The organism is Roseateles sp. AC306, assembly GCF_979253795.1.
In genome coordinates this window covers 1-15,632 of the sequence record NZ_CEEDEB010000003.1, presented here as the reverse complement: position 1 = coordinate 15,632, position 15,632 = coordinate 1, and the positions used below count along the sequence as shown (strand labels likewise).

31 protein-coding genes are annotated in these 15,632 nt (G+C 61.8%); all 31 read right to left on the bottom strand.

Annotated elements, in window-relative coordinates:
* Positions 1-34: 34 nt before the first annotated feature.
* Positions 35-424 carry a 50S ribosomal protein L17 gene (rplQ, locus tag AC0IZJ_RS08280; protein ID WP_457419493.1) on the bottom strand — a complete coding sequence of 130 codons (390 nt, stop codon included), beginning with the start codon at positions 422-424 and terminating at the stop codon, positions 35-37.
* Positions 425-519: 95 nt separating this feature from the next.
* Positions 520-1,509: a DNA-directed RNA polymerase subunit alpha gene (locus AC0IZJ_RS08275; protein ID WP_457419495.1), complete on the bottom strand. Its 990-nt coding sequence runs from the start codon at positions 1,507-1,509 to the stop codon at positions 520-522.
* A 137-nt stretch (positions 1,510-1,646) separates the two neighbouring features.
* Entirely contained in the window at positions 1,647-2,270 is a 624-nt protein-coding gene (gene rpsD / locus AC0IZJ_RS08270) for a 30S ribosomal protein S4 (RefSeq protein ID WP_348010325.1), read from the bottom strand.
* A 233-nt stretch (positions 2,271-2,503) separates the two neighbouring features.
* Positions 2,504-2,908, bottom strand: coding sequence for a 30S ribosomal protein S11 (gene rpsK / locus AC0IZJ_RS08265; protein WP_348010324.1), 405 nt, complete (start codon positions 2,906-2,908; stop codon positions 2,504-2,506).
* A 26-nt stretch (positions 2,909-2,934) separates the two neighbouring features.
* The gene (gene rpsM, locus AC0IZJ_RS08260) at positions 2,935-3,300 is read right to left on the bottom strand and encodes a 30S ribosomal protein S13 (RefSeq protein ID WP_348010323.1); all 366 of its coding nucleotides are present in this window, start codon (positions 3,298-3,300) and stop codon (positions 2,935-2,937) included.
* A gap of 34 nt (positions 3,301-3,334) precedes the next feature.
* The gene (rpmJ, locus tag AC0IZJ_RS08255) at positions 3,335-3,448 is read right to left on the bottom strand and encodes a 50S ribosomal protein L36 (RefSeq protein ID WP_056194202.1); all 114 of its coding nucleotides are present in this window, start codon (positions 3,446-3,448) and stop codon (positions 3,335-3,337) included.
* Between the two features lie 60 nt (positions 3,449-3,508).
* Positions 3,509-3,727: a translation initiation factor IF-1 gene (gene infA, locus AC0IZJ_RS08250; RefSeq protein ID WP_007869286.1), complete on the bottom strand. Its 219-nt coding sequence runs from the start codon at positions 3,725-3,727 to the stop codon at positions 3,509-3,511.
* Between the two features lie 62 nt (positions 3,728-3,789).
* Positions 3,790-5,097, bottom strand: coding sequence for a preprotein translocase subunit SecY (gene secY / locus AC0IZJ_RS08245; protein ID WP_471848507.1), 1,308 nt, complete (start codon positions 5,095-5,097; stop codon positions 3,790-3,792).
* A gap of 19 nt (positions 5,098-5,116) precedes the next feature.
* Positions 5,117-5,548, bottom strand: a complete 432-nt coding sequence (rplO, locus tag AC0IZJ_RS08240) for a 50S ribosomal protein L15 (protein WP_471848505.1) — start codon at positions 5,546-5,548, stop codon at positions 5,117-5,119.
* Positions 5,549-5,574: 26 nt separating this feature from the next.
* Entirely contained in the window at positions 5,575-5,757 is a 183-nt protein-coding gene (rpmD, locus tag AC0IZJ_RS08235; RefSeq protein ID WP_056194210.1) for a 50S ribosomal protein L30, read from the bottom strand.
* Between the two features lie 14 nt (positions 5,758-5,771).
* Positions 5,772-6,293: a 30S ribosomal protein S5 gene (rpsE, locus tag AC0IZJ_RS08230; protein WP_348010320.1), complete on the bottom strand. Its 522-nt coding sequence runs from the start codon at positions 6,291-6,293 to the stop codon at positions 5,772-5,774.
* Positions 6,294-6,311: 18 nt separating this feature from the next.
* On the bottom strand, positions 6,312-6,671 hold the full coding sequence (gene rplR, locus AC0IZJ_RS08225) for a 50S ribosomal protein L18 (protein WP_471848502.1): 360 nt from the start codon (positions 6,669-6,671) through the stop codon (positions 6,312-6,314).
* Between the two features lie 11 nt (positions 6,672-6,682).
* Positions 6,683-7,216: a 50S ribosomal protein L6 gene (gene rplF / locus AC0IZJ_RS08220; RefSeq protein ID WP_471848500.1), complete on the bottom strand. Its 534-nt coding sequence runs from the start codon at positions 7,214-7,216 to the stop codon at positions 6,683-6,685.
* A gap of 17 nt (positions 7,217-7,233) precedes the next feature.
* Complete coding sequence (gene rpsH / locus AC0IZJ_RS08215; protein ID WP_394484851.1) at positions 7,234-7,629, bottom strand: 30S ribosomal protein S8; 396 nt, start codon at positions 7,627-7,629, stop codon at positions 7,234-7,236.
* Between the two features lie 24 nt (positions 7,630-7,653).
* On the bottom strand, positions 7,654-7,959 hold the full coding sequence (rpsN, locus tag AC0IZJ_RS08210) for a 30S ribosomal protein S14 (RefSeq protein WP_348010316.1): 306 nt from the start codon (positions 7,957-7,959) through the stop codon (positions 7,654-7,656).
* A gap of 8 nt (positions 7,960-7,967) precedes the next feature.
* The gene (gene rplE / locus AC0IZJ_RS08205; RefSeq protein WP_457419509.1) at positions 7,968-8,507 is read right to left on the bottom strand and encodes a 50S ribosomal protein L5; all 540 of its coding nucleotides are present in this window, start codon (positions 8,505-8,507) and stop codon (positions 7,968-7,970) included.
* Positions 8,508-8,517: 10 nt separating this feature from the next.
* Entirely contained in the window at positions 8,518-8,832 is a 315-nt protein-coding gene (rplX, locus tag AC0IZJ_RS08200; RefSeq protein WP_056264780.1) for a 50S ribosomal protein L24, read from the bottom strand.
* Positions 8,833-8,855: 23 nt separating this feature from the next.
* Positions 8,856-9,224 carry a 50S ribosomal protein L14 gene (rplN, locus tag AC0IZJ_RS08195; RefSeq protein ID WP_056194233.1) on the bottom strand — a complete coding sequence of 123 codons (369 nt, stop codon included), beginning with the start codon at positions 9,222-9,224 and terminating at the stop codon, positions 8,856-8,858.
* Positions 9,225-9,464: 240 nt separating this feature from the next.
* Complete coding sequence (locus AC0IZJ_RS08190) at positions 9,465-9,974, bottom strand: redoxin family protein (protein ID WP_471848497.1); 510 nt, start codon at positions 9,972-9,974, stop codon at positions 9,465-9,467.
* A gap of 90 nt (positions 9,975-10,064) precedes the next feature.
* A complete protein-coding gene (rpsQ, locus tag AC0IZJ_RS08185) occupies positions 10,065-10,343 on the bottom strand; it encodes a 30S ribosomal protein S17 (RefSeq protein WP_457419515.1) in 279 nt (92 codons plus the stop codon).
* Positions 10,340-10,543: a 50S ribosomal protein L29 gene (rpmC, locus tag AC0IZJ_RS08180; protein WP_457419517.1), complete on the bottom strand. Its 204-nt coding sequence runs from the start codon at positions 10,541-10,543 to the stop codon at positions 10,340-10,342. Before rpmC ends, rpsQ begins: the two co-directional genes overlap by 4 nt.
* Positions 10,544-10,553: 10 nt before the next feature.
* Positions 10,554-10,970, bottom strand: a complete 417-nt coding sequence (gene rplP / locus AC0IZJ_RS08175) for a 50S ribosomal protein L16 (RefSeq protein ID WP_394484839.1) — start codon at positions 10,968-10,970, stop codon at positions 10,554-10,556.
* 2 nt (positions 10,971-10,972) lie between these two features.
* The gene (rpsC, locus tag AC0IZJ_RS08170) at positions 10,973-11,836 is read right to left on the bottom strand and encodes a 30S ribosomal protein S3 (protein WP_348010309.1); all 864 of its coding nucleotides are present in this window, start codon (positions 11,834-11,836) and stop codon (positions 10,973-10,975) included.
* An 11-nt stretch (positions 11,837-11,847) separates the two neighbouring features.
* Entirely contained in the window at positions 11,848-12,177 is a 330-nt protein-coding gene (gene rplV, locus AC0IZJ_RS08165; RefSeq protein ID WP_457419519.1) for a 50S ribosomal protein L22, read from the bottom strand.
* Positions 12,178-12,188: 11 nt separating this feature from the next.
* A complete protein-coding gene (gene rpsS / locus AC0IZJ_RS08160) occupies positions 12,189-12,467 on the bottom strand; it encodes a 30S ribosomal protein S19 (protein ID WP_056877737.1) in 279 nt (92 codons plus the stop codon).
* Between the two features lie 10 nt (positions 12,468-12,477).
* Positions 12,478-13,302: a 50S ribosomal protein L2 gene (gene rplB / locus AC0IZJ_RS08155; protein ID WP_457419522.1), complete on the bottom strand. Its 825-nt coding sequence runs from the start codon at positions 13,300-13,302 to the stop codon at positions 12,478-12,480.
* Positions 13,303-13,617, bottom strand: a complete 315-nt coding sequence (gene rplW, locus AC0IZJ_RS08150; protein WP_457419524.1) for a 50S ribosomal protein L23 — start codon at positions 13,615-13,617, stop codon at positions 13,303-13,305.
* Positions 13,614-14,234: a 50S ribosomal protein L4 gene (gene rplD / locus AC0IZJ_RS08145; RefSeq protein ID WP_471848493.1), complete on the bottom strand. Its 621-nt coding sequence runs from the start codon at positions 14,232-14,234 to the stop codon at positions 13,614-13,616. Before rplD ends, rplW begins: the two co-directional genes overlap by 4 nt.
* Positions 14,234-14,905, bottom strand: a complete 672-nt coding sequence (rplC, locus tag AC0IZJ_RS08140) for a 50S ribosomal protein L3 (protein ID WP_394484919.1) — start codon at positions 14,903-14,905, stop codon at positions 14,234-14,236. Before rplC ends, rplD begins: the two co-directional genes overlap by 1 nt.
* A gap of 274 nt (positions 14,906-15,179) precedes the next feature.
* Complete coding sequence (rpsJ, locus tag AC0IZJ_RS08135; protein ID WP_056194266.1) at positions 15,180-15,491, bottom strand: 30S ribosomal protein S10; 312 nt, start codon at positions 15,489-15,491, stop codon at positions 15,180-15,182.
* A 64-nt stretch (positions 15,492-15,555) separates the two neighbouring features.
* The coding region (locus AC0IZJ_RS08130; protein ID WP_445944904.1) for an EF-Tu C-terminal domain-related protein at positions 15,556-15,632 on the bottom strand (77 nt) is incomplete at its 5' end.

Sequence of the window (15,632 nt, the reverse complement as noted above, 5' to 3'; positions counted from 1 at the left end):
TGAAGCGGGCTTTGCAGATCAGCGCAAGCTGAACTTATTCGACGGCTTCGCCGGCGGTCTCGCCTTCGGCGCGGTCCACCAGTTCGACAAAGGCCATCGGCGCGTTGTCGCCAACACGGAAGCCCATCTTCAGGATGCGGGTGTAGCCGCCCGGACGAGCGGCGAAGCGCGGGCCCAGTTCGTTGAAGAGCTTGCTGACGATGTCGCGGTCACGCAGGCGGTCAAAGGCCAGGCGGCGATTGGCCAGCGTGGGAACTTTGGCGAGCGTGATGAGGGGCTCAACAACGCGGCGCAGTTCCTTGGCCTTGGGGACCGTGGTCTTGATGGCTTCGTGCTGCAGCAGCGAGACGCACATATTGCGCAACATCGCCTGGCGATGCGAGCTGGTGCGGTTGAGTTTACGGAGGCCGTTACGGTGACGCATGGTGCTATTCCTTTCAGTTCATTAATGCCGCCAGCCGGATCAGGTACTGGCGGGTGCACCGGGTGGCGTTGGTCAACGCGCCACCCATCTAAAAATTAACGCTTGTCGAGACCTTGGGGAGGCCAGTTCTCGAGACGTGCGCCCAAGGTCAGGCCGCGCGAAGCGAGGACTTCCTTGATTTCGTTGAGCGACTTGCGACCCAGATTCGGGGTCTTCAGCAGCTCGGTCTCGGTGCGCTGGATCAGGTCGCCGATGTAGTAGATGTTTTCGGCCTTCAGGCAATTGGCCGAACGCACCGTCAGTTCGAGCTCGTCGACCGGGCGCAGCAGGATCGGATCGAAACTGCTGGAACGCTGGGCCGGCGCGTCGAAGGCATCGACGAGGTCGGTGCCTTGCAGTTGCGCGAACACGGCGAGCTGCTCAACCAGGATCTTGGCCGAAGCACGGATGGCTTCCTCGGGCGAGATGGCGCCGTTGGTCTGGATCTCCATCACGAGCTTGTCGAGGTCGGTGCGCTGTTCGACGCGGGCGTTTTCGACTGCGTAGCTGACGCGGCTGACCGGCGAGAACGACGCGTCGAGGACGATGCGGCCAATGCTCTTGGTCGGCTCGTCGCCGAAGCGGCGCATCGTGCCAGGCACGTAGCCACGGCCCTTCTCGACCTTGATCTGCATGTCCAGCTTGCCGCCCTGCGACAGGTGGGCGATGACGTGCTCGGGATTGATGATTTCGACGTCGTGCGGCGTCTGGATGTCGGCCGCCGTGACGGGGCCTTCGCCTTCCTTGCGCAGGACGAGGGTCACTTCTTCACGGTTGTGCAGACGGAAGACGACGCCCTTGAGGTTCAGCATGATGTGAACCACGTCCTCTTGCACGCCGTCGATGGCCGAGTACTCGTGGAGCACGCCGGCAATCGTCACTTCAGTCGGCGCATAACCCACCATCGACGAGAGCAGCACACGGCGCAGGGCATTGCCCAGGGTGTGGCCGTAGCCGCGTTCGAACGGCTCCAGCGTGACCTTGGCGCGATGACCGCCCAGGGGCTCCACGTTGATGGATTTGGGTTTGAGCAAGTTGGTTTGCATGAGGTCTTTCTTTCAATACCCTCGGTTCGTTACACCGATAAGGCTGAGGACCAGCCGGGCAGAGCCTTCGAAGGGCAAATGCCCGGACGAGGAAACGCCGGCCGCGCTCTTGCGAGCGTGGCCGGCGGGGGAAAACATTAACGCGAGTACAACTCGACGATCAGCGATTCGTTGATCTCGGCGCCGAACTCGTCGCGGTCAGGCGCCTTCTTGAAGACACCTTCCAGCTTGGTGCCGTCGACGGTCACCCAGGCCGGCAGGCCGATGGAGTCGGCGAGCTTGAATGACTCGGTGACACGCAGCTGCTTCTTGGCCTTGTCGCGCACGGCGACGGCGTCACCAGCCTTGACCATGTAGGAGGCGATGTTGACGACTTCGCCGTTCACCGTGACACCCTTGTGCGAAACCAGCTGACGGGCTTCTGCGCGGGTCGAGCCGAAGCCCATGCGGTAGACGACGTTGTCCAGGCGCGATTCCAGCAGTTGCAGCAGGTTCACGCCGGTCGAGCCCTTGCGGCGCTCGGCTTCGGCGAAGTAGCGGCGGAACTGACGCTCCAGCACGCCGTACATCCGCTTGACCTTCTGCTTCTCGCGCAGCTGCAGACCGAAGTCGGACGTGCGCTGGCCAGAAGTGCGGCCGTGCTGGCCGGGCTTGCTGTCGAACTTGACCTTGTCGCTGATGGCGCGACGGGCGCTTTTCAGGTAGAGGTCGGTGCCTTCACGGCGGGAAAGTTTGCCCTTGGGGCCGAGGTAACGTGCCACTTTGCGTGTCCTTGTTCAATCTGACGTCGGGGCTCGAAACCGAGTTGCCTGACGCGAGTCCAGCCGGTGTTTTTATGGGCTTGGACGGTGGGCTTGGGAGCCGCCCCGAAATGAGGCCGACTCAAAACTGAAGCCGGCGCGGCACTGAAGTGCCCGCCGGCTCCGGGAAAACGCGCGATTATCGCACCGTCATTCGAATCTGCAATATCCCTGTCACCGAAGGGTGAAGGAGATCAGATCCGACGACGCTTCTGCGGACGGCAGCCGTTGTGCGGCACCGGCGTCACGTCAGAGATCGAGTTGATGCGGATGCCGAGCGCAGCCAGGGCGCGCACCGACGATTCGCGACCCGGGCCAGGGCCCTTGATCTTGACGTCCAGGTTCTTGATGCCCTGCTCTTGAGCAGCGCGACCCGCGACTTCAGCCGCCACCTGGGCTGCGAAAGGCGTCGACTTGCGCGAGCCCTTGAAGCCTTGGCCACCCGACGAAGCCCAGGACAGGGCGCCGCCTTGACGGTCGGTGATGGTGATGATCGTGTTGTTGAACGACGCGTGGACGTGCGCAATGCCGTCAGCAACGTTCTTGCGGACCTTCTTGCGAACCCGCTGAGCCGCCGCGTTGTTAGGAGCCTTTGCCATATTGACCTTCTTTCAGTTCGGGCAGCTTACTTCTTGCCGGTCGCAGCCGACTTGCGCGGACCCTTGCGGGTGCGTGCATTCGTACGGGTGCGTTGACCGCGCATCGGCAGGCCACGGCGATGACGGAAACCGCGGTAGCAACCGAGGTCCATCAGACGCTTGATGTTGATGGACTGCTCACGGCGCAGATCACCTTCGATGGTCAACTTGTTGACCTCGTCACGGATCTTTTCGAGATCGCCGTCGTTCAGGTCCTTGACCTTCTTGTCGAACGGGATGCCGCAGTTGTTGCAGATCTGCTGAGCGGTCGTACGGCCAATGCCGTAGATCGAGGTCAGACCGATCTCAGTGTGCTTTTGCGGCGGAATGTTGATACCAGCAATACGTGCCATGGTTGTCCTCTAGTCCTGTCGTGCGAGCCGGGGCTCAGCCTTGGCGCTGCTTGTGGCGCGGGTCGGTGCAGATCACACGCACCACACCCTTGCGGCGGATGATCTTGCAATTGCGGCACATCTGCTTTACGGATGCCGAAACTTTCATGGTGTGCTCCTTGGCCTAACGTCTTTTGCGCTCACACGCTTTCCCGGGGGTTCAAACAGCTCACTTCGCCCGGAACACGATGCGAGCACGACTCAAATCGTAGGGCGTCAATTCCACAGTCACTTTGTCGCCGGGGAGGATACGGATGTAGTGCATCCGCATCTTGCCGGAGATGTGCCCGAGGACGACATGCCCGTTCTCTAACTTCACACGAAACGTTGCGTTGGGCAAGTTCTCAACGACCTCACCCTGCATCTGAATGACGTCGTCTTTCGACATGCCAAAACTTCGTGTGGGTTAAAACAAATCTTTCCTTAAGTACAGCTCGCGCCCTGATCAGATCAAGACTTGAAGCTGGCCTTCTTCAGCAGCGATTCGTACTGCTGACTCATGATGTAGCTCTGCACCTGGGCCCAGAAGTCCATCGTCACGACGACGATGATCAACAGAGACGTGCCACCGAAATAGAACGGCACGTTGTACTTCAGGGTCAAAAATTCAGGCAACAGACAGACCAGCGTGATGTAGATCGCACCAGCCAATGTCAGTCGCGACAGGATCTTGTCGATGTGCTTGGCAGTTTGCTCACCCGGACGAATGCCCGGAATGAACGCGCCACTCTTCTTCAGGTTGTCTGCCGTCTCACGGCTGTTGAACACCAGAGCCGTGTAGAAGAAGCAGAAGAACACGATCGCGGCGGCATAGAGCAGCACATAGATCGGCTGGCCCGGCGCAACCATGCTCGCCAGATCCTTCAACCAACGCAGGCCATCACCCGTCGCAAACCAGCTCACCACCGTCGTCGGCAGCAGGATGATGGACGACGCGAAGATCGGCGGAATCACGCCCGACATGTTCAGCTTCAAGGGCAGGTGCGACGACTGGCCGCCATAGACCTTGTTGCCGACCTGGCGCTTGGCATAGTTCACCAGGATCTTGCGCTGACCGCGCTCGACGAACACCACGACATAGGTCACGGCGATGATCAGAGCGACGATGAAGAGCGCGGTGCCGTAGCCCATCGCACCGGTACGCACCAGTTCGAACAGACCACCAATGGCACCGGGCAAGCCCGCTGCGATACCGGCAAAGATCAGGATCGAGATGCCGTTACCCAGACCGCGCTCGGTGATCTGCTCACCCAGCCACATCAGGAACATCGTGCCGGCCACCAGGCTGGACACTGCCGTCAGGCGGAAACCGAAACCTGGGCTCAGCACCAAGCCAGCAGAACCTTCCAGTGCCAAGGCAATGGAGAGACTCTGGAACAGCGCCAGACCGAGCGTGGCGTAGCGGGTGTACTGGGTGATCTTGCGACGACCCGCCTCGCCTTCCTTCTTCAGCTGTTCCAGCGTCGGGACCACATAGGTCATCAGCTGCAGCACGATGGAAGCCGAGATGTACGGCGTGATGCCCAACGCGAACACGGTGAAGCGCGACAGCGCGCCGCCCGAGAACATGTTGAACAGGCTCAGGATGCCACCGGCTTGGCCCTTGAAGAACTGCTGCAGCTGGACAGGATCGATACCGGGCACGGGGATATGCGCCCCGATGCGGTAGACGACCATGGCCAGCAGCAGGAAGACAAGCCGACGACGCAGGTCGCCGAACTTGCCGCTCTTGGCCAGCTGATTCGCGTTGGTTGCCACGCTGGATCAGTTCCCTTGATTAGGCGACCGAGCCGCCCGCTGCCTCGATGGCCGCCTTGGCGCCCTTCGTGGCATTCACGCCCTTCAGCGTGACCTTGCGCTCGATGGCGCCGGACAGGATGACCTTGACCGACTTGGCCAGTTGGGGCACCAGGCCGACAGCTTTCAGCGTCGACACGTCGATCTCTTCGCCCGTCAGACCTTGCAGGTCGGACAGGTTGATCTCGACGCTGTACTTCAGCGTCAGCGACTTGAAGCCACGCTTGGGCAGGCGACGTTGCAGCGGCATCTGGCCGCCTTCGAAGCCGACCTTGTGGTAGCCGCCAGCGCGGGACTTCTGTCCCTTGTGGCCGCGACCTGCGGTCTTGCCCAGGCCGGAGCCGATGCCACGGCCGACACGGCGCTTGGCATGCTTGGCGCCCTCTGCGGGCTTGATCGTGTTGAGTTCCATCGTCTTGTCCTCAGTGTGCTTGGTGCTTAGAGCACCTGCACCAGATAGGCGATCTTGTTGATCATGCCGCGCACGGCGGGCGTGTCTTCCAGGGTGCTTTGGCTGTTCAGCCGACGCAGACCAAGGCCGACCACGGTGGCACGGTGCGAGGCGCGGCAGCCGATGGGGCTACGCACCAGCTTGACCGTCACGGTTTTCTTGTCAGACATGTTGTGCTCCGCGATCAGTTGAAGATTTCTTCAACCGTCTTGCCGCGCTTGGCTGCGACAGAGGCCGGCGTGGTGGAACGCTTGAGAGCGTCCAACGTGGCGCGGACCATGTTGTAAGGGTTGGTCGAACCGTGACTCTTGGTCACGATGTCGGTCACGCCCATCACTTCGAAGACAGCACGCATCGGGCCGCCGGCGATGACGCCGGTACCGGCAGGCGCCGGAGCCATGATGACGTGCGCTGCGCCGTGCTCACCCACCACGTTGTGGTGGATGGTGCCATTCTTCAGGCTGACCTTGACCATGTTGCGGCGAGCCGACTCCATGGCCTTCTGCACCGCAACCGGCACTTCCTTGGCCTTGCCCTTGCCCATGCCGATGCGGCCATCGCCGTCGCCGACCACGGTCAAAGCGGCGAAGGACAGCGTACGGCCACCCTTGACGACCTTGGTGACGCGGTTGACCGCGATCATCTTTTCCTTGAGGCCGTCGTCGTTGGCTTCAGCCTGCGCGCCGCGGGGTTGAAACTTTGCCATTTCGTATTCCTTGATGCGTCAGAACTGCAGACCGGCTTCGCGGGCTGCTTCGGCCAGGGCCTTGACACGGCCGTGATAGGCGAAACCCGAGCGGTCGAAAGCGACCTTCTCGACGCCGGCAGCCTTGGCCTTTTCGGCGATCAGCTTGCCCACGAGCGTGGCAGCGGCGACGTTGCCGCCGTTGCTGCTCAGTTGCTCGCGAACCGACTTCTCGGCCGTCGAAGCTGCAGCCAGCACCTGGCCGCCATCGTCGGAGACGACTTGGGCGTAGATGTGCAGGTTGGAGCGAAACACCGTCAGACGGGCCACGCGCTGGATCGCAATGCGAGCGCGGGTCTGGCGCGAACGACGCAGGCGTTGTTCTTTCTTGGTCATCATGGCGCTGCTCCTTACTTCTTCTTGGTCTCTTTGATGGTGACCTTCTCATCCGAATAACGGATGCCCTTGCCTTTGTAAGGCTCGGGGGGACGGAAGGCACGCACCTCAGCGGCGATCTGGCCGACGACCTGACGGTCAGCGCCCTTGATGATGATTTCGGTCTGCGTCGGGCACTCGACCTTGATACCAGCCGGCATGTCCTTCACCACGGGGTGAGAGAAACCGATCTGCAGGTTGAGCTTCTGACCCTGGGCTTGGGCGCGAAAACCCACGCCGACCAGGTTCAGCTTCTTCTCGAAGCCCTTGCTGACGCCGTTGACCATATTGGCCACCAGCGCTCTGAACGTGCCGCTCATCGCGTCGGCTTCCGACGACTCATTGGCGGGCACAAAGCTCAGCTTGCCGGCGTCATTCGTGACGTTGACCAGCTTGTTGGCCTTGCGCACCAGCGTGCCGAGCGCACCCTTGACGCTGATCGACTCAGCCGACACGGTCACATCCACGCCTTGTGGAATGGTGACCGGCATTTTTCCTACGCGGGACATTTTTGTCTCTCCTTCGCTTAGGCGACGTAGCAGAGCACTTCGCCACCGATACCGGCAGCGCGCGCCTTGCGGTCCGTCATCACGCCTTGCGGGGTGGTGACGATCGCGACGCCCAGGCCATTCATGACCTGAGGGATGTCGTGGCGGCCCTTGTAGATGCGCAGGCCGGGACGGCTCACACGCTCGATACGTTCGATGACCGGACGGCCAGCGTAGTACTTCAGCGAAATTTCCAGCTCGGGGCGGGCTGCCTCGCCGCGGACGGCGAATTCATCGATATAGCCTTCGTCCTTCAGGACCTTGGCGATAGCGACCTTCAGCTTCGACGACGGCATGACGACACTGGGCTTCTCAACGATCTGTGCGTTGCGAATCCGGGTCAGCATATCGGCGATAGGATCACTCATGCTCATTGCGATTTCTCCTAATCGAGCCGATTACCAGCTGGCCTTGACGACACCAGGGATGTCGCCCTTGAACGCCAGCTCACGGATCTTGTTGCGGCCCAGGCCGAACTTGCGGAAGGTGCCACGCGGGCGACCGGTCAGTTCGCAACGATTGCGCAGACGGGTCGGGTAAGCGTTGCGGGGGAACTTCTGCAGCTCCAGGCGAGCGGCATAACGCTCTTCATCCGACTTCTTGCTGTCGTCGATGATGGCCTTCAGCTCTGCGTACTTCTTCGCGAACTTGGCGACGAGTGCTTCGCGCTTCAGTTCACGTTGCTTGATGGAAGTTTTAGCCACAGATCACCTCAGTTCTTGAACGGGAACTTGAACGCAGCAAGGAGAGCCTTGGCTTCGTCGTCCGTCTTGGCAGTCGTCGTGATGCTGATGTTCAGACCACGCAGAGCATCCACCTTGTCGTATTCGATTTCGGGGAAGATGATCTGTTCTTTGACGCCGATGTTGTAGTTGCCACGACCGTCGAACGAGCGACCGGAGATACCCCGGAAGTCGCGAACTCGCGGCAGTGCGATCGTCACGAAGCGGTCCAGGAATTCATACATCTGGACGCCGCGCAGGGTCACCATCGCGCCGATGGGCACTGCATCACGGATCTTGAAGCCGGCGATGGCCTTCTTCGACTTCGTGACGACAGGCTTCTGGCCGGCGATCTTGGTCAGGTCACCCACGGCGTGGTCCATGACCTTCTTGTCGGCGACGGCCTCGCTCACACCCATGTTGAGCGTGATCTTGGTGATGCGGGGCACCTCCATGACCGACTTGTAGCCGAACTTTTCGACCAGGCCGGGCACGATGGTGTCGCGGTAATGCGTTTGAAGACGAGCCATGAGGGACCTCTTAAGCCTTGATCTCTTCGCCGGTCGACTTGAACACGCGCACCCGCTTGCCGTCGACGAGCTTGACGCCCACTCGATCAGCCTTGCCGGAAGCAGCGTTGAAGATCGCCACGTTGGATTGATGGATGGGCATGGTCTTGTCGACAACGCCGCCGGTGGTGCCCTTCATGGGATTGGGCTTGACGTGCTTCTTGACGACATTGATGCCGTCAACCACAACGTGGTCGACATCGGTGCGGGCGGACACGGTGCCGCGCTTACCCTTGTCGCGGCCGGTCAGCACAATGACCTGGTCGCCGGTACGAATCTTGTTCATGGCTTACCTCAGACAGTGGGGGCTCAAAGCACCTCGGGCGCCAGCGACACGATCTTCATGAAGCGCTCGGTACGCAGTTCACGCGTGACCGGGCCGAAGATGCGGGTGCCGATCGGCTCCAGCTTGGCGTTGAGCAGCACGGCGGCATTGCCGTCGAACTTGACGAGCGAGCCGTCCTGGCGGCGCACGCCCTTGGCGGTACGAACCACCACGGCGCTGTAGACCTCGCCCTTTTTCACGCGACCACGCGGGGCAGCTTCTTTGATGCTGACCTTGATGATGTCGCCAATGTGCGCATAGCGGCGCTTGGAGCCGCCCAGCACCTTGATGCACTGAACGGACTTCGCACCAGTGTTGTCCGCGACATCAAGCCGCGATTGCATTTGGATCATGTCTGTCCCCAACTTGCCCCGAGTTGCCGGCTTTGCAGCACAGCGCGTCGGTCAGTCTTGGGCCCGTAAGTCAAACAGCTGAGGCGTTGCGCCTTGGCTGCCCAACGGTTGTGGGCGGATCCGAAGCCAGCTTTGGGCAGTTGCGTAGCAAGTGCGCTGGCGTTCGGCGAAGCTAAGCATTATGCAACGAGTAGGTCGCTGCCGTCAATGCTTCTCGCGCAAGATTTTCTGTGTACGGGTTCAGGCTGCCGTGGCCTGGGCCAGCATCGTCGCCGCATCGCTGACCTCGAACTTGCCTGGACCTTCGACGTTCAACGTCTTGACGACGCCGTCCTTGACCAGCATCGAATAGCGCTGCGAGCGCACGCCCATGCCTTTGGAGGTGAGGTCAAGCGTCAAGCCGGTGGCCTGGGCGAACAGGGCACTGCCGTCGGCCATCATGCGCACCTTGCCGGCAGTCTTCTGGTCACGGCCCCACGCGCCCATGACGAAGGCGTCGTTGACCGACACGCACCAGATCTCGTCAACACCAGCAGCCTTCAGCGCCTCGGCGGACTCGACATAGCCGGGCACATGCTTGGCCGAGCAGGTGGGCGTGTAGGCACCCGGCAGCGCGAAGATGGCGATGGTCTTGCCGGCCGTGGCCTTCTCGATGTCGAAGCTGTTGGGGCCGAGCGTGCAGCCCTCGCCCTCGACTTCGATGAACTCTTGCAGGCTGCCCGCAGGCAGCTTGTCGCCAATCTTGATCATGTGTCAGTCCTCTGTGGGTTCCGGAAACGAAAAACCGGCGCGCCAGTTACCCAGCGCGCCGGTTGTGCAGCGGTCATGCGACCGGTGTCTTTAGACGATCTCGGCCTTCTCGACCAGGCGGGTCACGACCCAGCTCTTGGTCTTGGAGATCGGACGGCCTTCGCTGATCTCGACCACGTCGCCATTCTTGTACTCGCCCTTTTCGTCGTGGGCGTGGTACTTGCGGGAACGGGCCACGATCTTGCCGTAGAGCTCATGCTTGGCGCGACGCTCGACCAGGACGGTGACCGTCTTGGAGCGCTTGTCGCTGACCACGCGACCGACGAGGGTGCGTGTGTTCTTCGTCACTTCGACTTGGGCCTCAGTCATTTCGTGGCCTCCTTCTTCTTCTGCGCCAGGATGGTCTTGGCACGCGCGATGTCGCGGCGGGTGTTGCCCAGTTCGCTGTGGTTGGTCAGCTGCTGGGTGGCCTTTCGCATGCGCAGGCCGAAGTGGGCCTTCAGCAGATCGGTCACTTCCTTTTCGAGGGCAGTGACGTCCTTGGCGCGGAGTTCAGTTGCTTTCGTCATGGTGTCTTCCTCAGGTACCGACCTGGCGGGCCACGAAGGTGCAACGCAGCGGCAGCTTGGCAGCGGCCAGCGTGAACGCCTCGCGAGCCAGCACTTCAGGCACGCCGTTGATCTCGTAGAGCACCTTGCCGGGCTGAATTTCAGCCACGTAGTACTCCGGGTTGCCCTTGCCGTTGCCCATGCGGACTTCGGCAGGCTTCTGCGAGATGGGCTTGTCCGGGAAGATGCGGATGAAGATCCGACCGCCACGCTTGATGTGACGCGAGATCGCGCGGCGAGCCGCTTCGATCTGGCGCGCCGTCAAGCGGCCGCGTTCGGTGGCCTTCAGGCCGAAATCACCGAAAGACACCGCGGCGCCGCGAGTCGCAACACCCGTGTTGCGGCCCTTCTGCTCCTTGCGGTACTTACGACGAGAGGGTTGCAGCATATTTATTCTCCTTTGGCCTCACCACCGGCTGCGGGGACCTTGCGGACCACGCGCTTGGCAGCGGGCTTGGCTGCGTCACCCGTGGGGGCGGCGGCAGCGGGCTGATCTGCTCCGTCACGCGGGCCACGGTCGCTACCCGGGCGGCCACGGCCACCAGGAGCGCCCGGACGGGCGTTACGGCGCGGGCGGCGATCGTCTTCGGCGCCTGCGGGGGTGTTGATGACCGGTGCATCGCCATTGGCTAGACGGTCACCGCGATAGACCCACACCTTGACGCCAATGACGCCGTAGGTGGTCTTGGCTTCAGAGAAGCCGTAGTCGATGTCGGCCTTCAGGGTGTGCAGGGGCACACGACCTTCGCGATACCACTCGGTACGTGCGATTTCGATGCCGTTCAGACGGCCAGCGCTCATGATCTTGATGCCCTGGGCACCCAGACGCATCGCGTTCTGCATCGCGCGCTTCATGGCGCGGCGGAACATGATGCGCTTCTCGAGCTGCTGGGTGATCGAGTCGGCGATCAGCTGAGCATCGACTTCAGGCTTGCGCACTTCTTCGATGTTGACGGCGACGGGCACGCCCAGACGCTTGGTCAGTTCAGCCTTCAGCGCTTCGATGTCCTCGCCCTTCTTGCCGATCACGACGCCCGGACGAGCCGAGTAGATCGTGATGCGTGCGTTCTTGGCGGGGCGCTCGATGAGGATGCGCGAGACGGCAGCATTCTTGAGCTTGGCCTTCAGGTACTCACGAACGCGCAGATCTTCGGCCAGCATCGTGGCGAAGTTCTGGTTGTTCGCATACCAGCGCGAAGCCCAGTTACGGGTGACAGGAAGGCGGAAGCCAACCGGATGGATTTTTTGTCCCATGTCTTTGCGCCTTAGTTGCCGACAGCCACAAAGATGTGGCAGGTGGGCTTGCTGATGCGGTTGCCGCGGCCCTTGGCGCGAGCCGAGAAGCGCTTCAGCGTGGCACCCTGCTCGACGTAGATCGAGGTGACCTTGAGCTCATCAATGTCAGCGCCGTCATTGTGTTCGGCGTTGGCGATGGCGCTTTCCAGCGCCTTCTTGATGATCAGGGCCGCCTTCTTCTGGGTGAATTCCAGGATGTTGAGCGCGTGGTCCACCTTCTTGCCGCGGATCAGGTCAGCCACGAGGCGACCCTTGTCACAGGAGAGGCGAACGCCACGAACGATTGCTTTGGTTTCCATCGTTGGCATCCTTACTTCTTCCCGGCCTTCTTGTCGGCCGGGTGGCCCTTGAAGGTGCGGGTCAGTGCGAATTCACCCAGCTTGTGGCCGACCATCTGGTCAGACACATAAACCGGCACGTGTTGCTTGCCGTTGTGCACGGCGATCGTCAGACCGATGAATTCGGGCAGGATCGTCGAGCGGCGCGACCAGGTCTTGATGGGCTTCTTGTCTTTGATGGCAACCGCCTTGTCGACCTTGGCCAGCAAGTGGTGGTCAACAAAGGGGCCCTTCTTCAGTGAGCGAGTCATGGCCTAGCCCTTACTTCTTGCGACGCGAGACGATGAACGTCTGCGTGCGCTTGTTGTTGCGAGTGCGGTAGCCCTTCGTCAGGGTGTTCCACGGCGACACAGGGACCTGGCCCTCGCCAGTGCGGCCTTCGCCACCACCGTGCGGGTGATCCACCGGGTTCATCGCCACACCGCGAACGGTCGGACGGATACCCTTCCAGCGGATCGCGCCGGCCTTGCCGTACTGGCGCAGGCTGTGCTCTTCGTTGCTCACTTCACCGATGGTGGCGCGGCATTCGACATGCACGCGGCGAACTTCGCCAGAGCGCAGACGGATCTGAGCGTAGACGCCTTCACGAGCCATCAGGACGGCAGAGGTACCGGCCGAACGGATCATCTGGGCACCCTTGCCAGGCTGCAGCTCGATGCAATGAATCGTCGAGCCCACGGGGATGTTGCGGATCGGCAGCGTGTTGCCAGCCTTGATCGGCGCTTCCGAGCCGCTCAGGATGGTCGCGCCCACTTCCAGACCTCGCGGAGCGATCACGTAGCGGCGCTCGCCGTCGGCGTAGCACACCAGCGCGATGTGGGCGGTGCGGTTCGGGTCGTACTCGATGGTCTCGACCTTGGCCGGAATGCCGTCCTTGTTGCGCACGAAGTCGACGACACGGTAGTGGTGCTTGTGACCACCGCCCTTGTGGCGAATCGTGATGTGACCGTTGTTGTTGCGGCCAGCGTTCTGGATTTGCGGCTCAAGCAAAGCTGCATGGGGCGCGCCCTTGTGCAGATGCTTGTGCACCACCTTGACAACGCCACGGCGACCGGGCGAGGTAGGTTTGACTTTGACGATGGCCATTTACGCGGCCTCCCCGGAGAAATTGAGCTCTTGACCCGCCTTCAAGGAGACGTAGGCCTTCTTGATGTGGTCACGACGGCCGGCACGGCCACCGAAGCGCTTCGTCTTGCCCTTGACTTGGACGACGTTGACCGCCTCGACCTCGACCTTGAACATCAGTTCAACAGCGGCCTTGATCTCGGGCTTGGTGGCGTCGCGCAGGACCTTGAACAGGACCTGGTTGTGCTTCTCGGCAACTTGCGTGGCCTTTTCGGACACGATGGGCGCGAGCAGCACGGAGGCCAGACGGCCTTCGGAATACTTGGTGACGCTCATGCCAGCATCTCCTTGAGTTGCTCGACCGCAGCCTTGGTCACCAGCACCTTCTTGTAGAAGACGAGGGACAGGGGGTCGGCGTAGCGCGGCTCGACAACCAGCACATTGGCCAGGTTGCGCGAAGCCAGCAGCAGGTTGTCATCGACGACGTCGGAGATGACCAGCACCGAGTCCAGGCCCATGGCCTTGAACTTGGCGGCCAGCAGCTTGGTCTTGGGGGCTTCGATCGAGATCGAATCCACCACGGCCAGGCGGCCTTCACGGGCCAGCTGCGACAGGATCGCGGCCATGCCGGCGCGGTACATCTTCTTGTTCAGCTTGTGCGAGAAGTTCTCGTCAGGCATGTTCGGGAAGATGCGACCGCCGCCACGCCACAGTGGCGACGAGGTCATACCGGCGCGAGCGCGGCCGGTGCCCTTTTGACGGAAAGGCTTCTTGGTCGAGTGATGGACCTGTTCACGGTCCTTCTGGGCACGGGTGCCTTGGCGAGCGTTGGCCTGGAAGGCCACGACCACCTGGTGTACCAGGGCTTCGTTGTAGTCGCGAGCGAAGATGGTGTCAGGCGCGTCCACCTTGGAGGTGGCCTGACCCTGCTCGTTGAGGAGCTCGAGCTGCATCAGTTGGCTCCCTTCTTGACTTTGACCTTGACGGCCGGGCGAACGACGACGTGGCCGTTCTTGGAACCCGGGACCGCACCGCGGACCAGCAGCAGTTGACGGGCCTCGTCAACGCGCACGATGTCCAGGTTCTGGGTGGTGACGGTTTCGTCGCCCATGTGGCCGGTCATCTTCTTGCCCGGGAACACGCGGCCCGGGTCTTGCGCCATCGAGATCGAGCCCGGCACGTTGTGCGAACGGCTGTTGCCGTGCGACGCGCGCTGCGAGCTGAAGTTGTGGCGCTTGATGGTGCCCGCGAAGCCCTTGCCGATGGACGTGCCTTGCACGTCGACCAGCTGGCCCGTCGCGAACAGCGTCACCGGCACGGTGCCACCAGCTTGGTACTGGGCAGCAACGTCGGCTTCGACGCGGAATTCCTTGAGGATTTCACCGGCTTCGACACCCGCCTTGGCGAGGTGGCCAGCTTCAGGCTTGGTGACGCGCGATGCTTTGCGCGTACCGAACGCCACTTGAATGGCGCTGTAACCGTCGGTCTGTTCGGTCTTGATCTGGGTCACGCGGTTGTTGGACACGTCCAGCACCGTCACAGGAATGGCATCGCCATCGTCCGTGAAGATGCGCATCATGCCCACCTTGCGGCCCAGCAATCCGAGACGATTGCTAAGACTCATGTTTTTTCTCCAGCCCCCGCCGCACGAACTCGCGCCCACGCCTTGGAAGCTATTGCGAACACCCGACATCGATTGGCCGGGCTGACTTGTGTGGCGACGCTTGCGAATCACCACGCGAACCTCCTGGGCAGGCATGGCCCATCCAGGAAAGCTGGCGAGTATAGCCTGCGGGACGATGCTGACGCAAGTGCCAGGCCGCCCAACCCAAAGGACAAGGCCCCGGCCTGTCGAGACAGGGCCGGGGCCTTGGAACACCAGCCCGAAGGCCGATGAATTACTGCAACTTGATTTCCACGTCGACGCCGGCGGGCAGGTCGAGCTTCATCAGCGCGTCGACCGTCTTGTCGGTCGGGTCGACGATGTCCATCAGGCGCTGGTGCGTGCGGATCTCGAACTGGTCGCGCGACGTCTTGTTGACGTGCGGCGAACGCAGGATGTCGAAACGCTCCATGCGCGTCGGCAGGGGCACGGGGCCCTTGACGATGGCACCGGTGCGCTTGGCGGTCTCGACGATTTCAAGGGCCGACTGGTCGATCAGCTTGTAATCAAACGCCTTCAGGCGGATGCGGATCTTTTGCTTTTGCATGACGATTCCTTAAAGAGCAGGCTGGCAGCCGCACGCCGGGCGCGCGGTGCGAAGCAAAAGTTGATTACGCGAGGATCGTTGCAACGACGCCCGAGCCGACGGTACGACCGCCTTCACGGATGGCGAAGCGCAGGCCGGTTT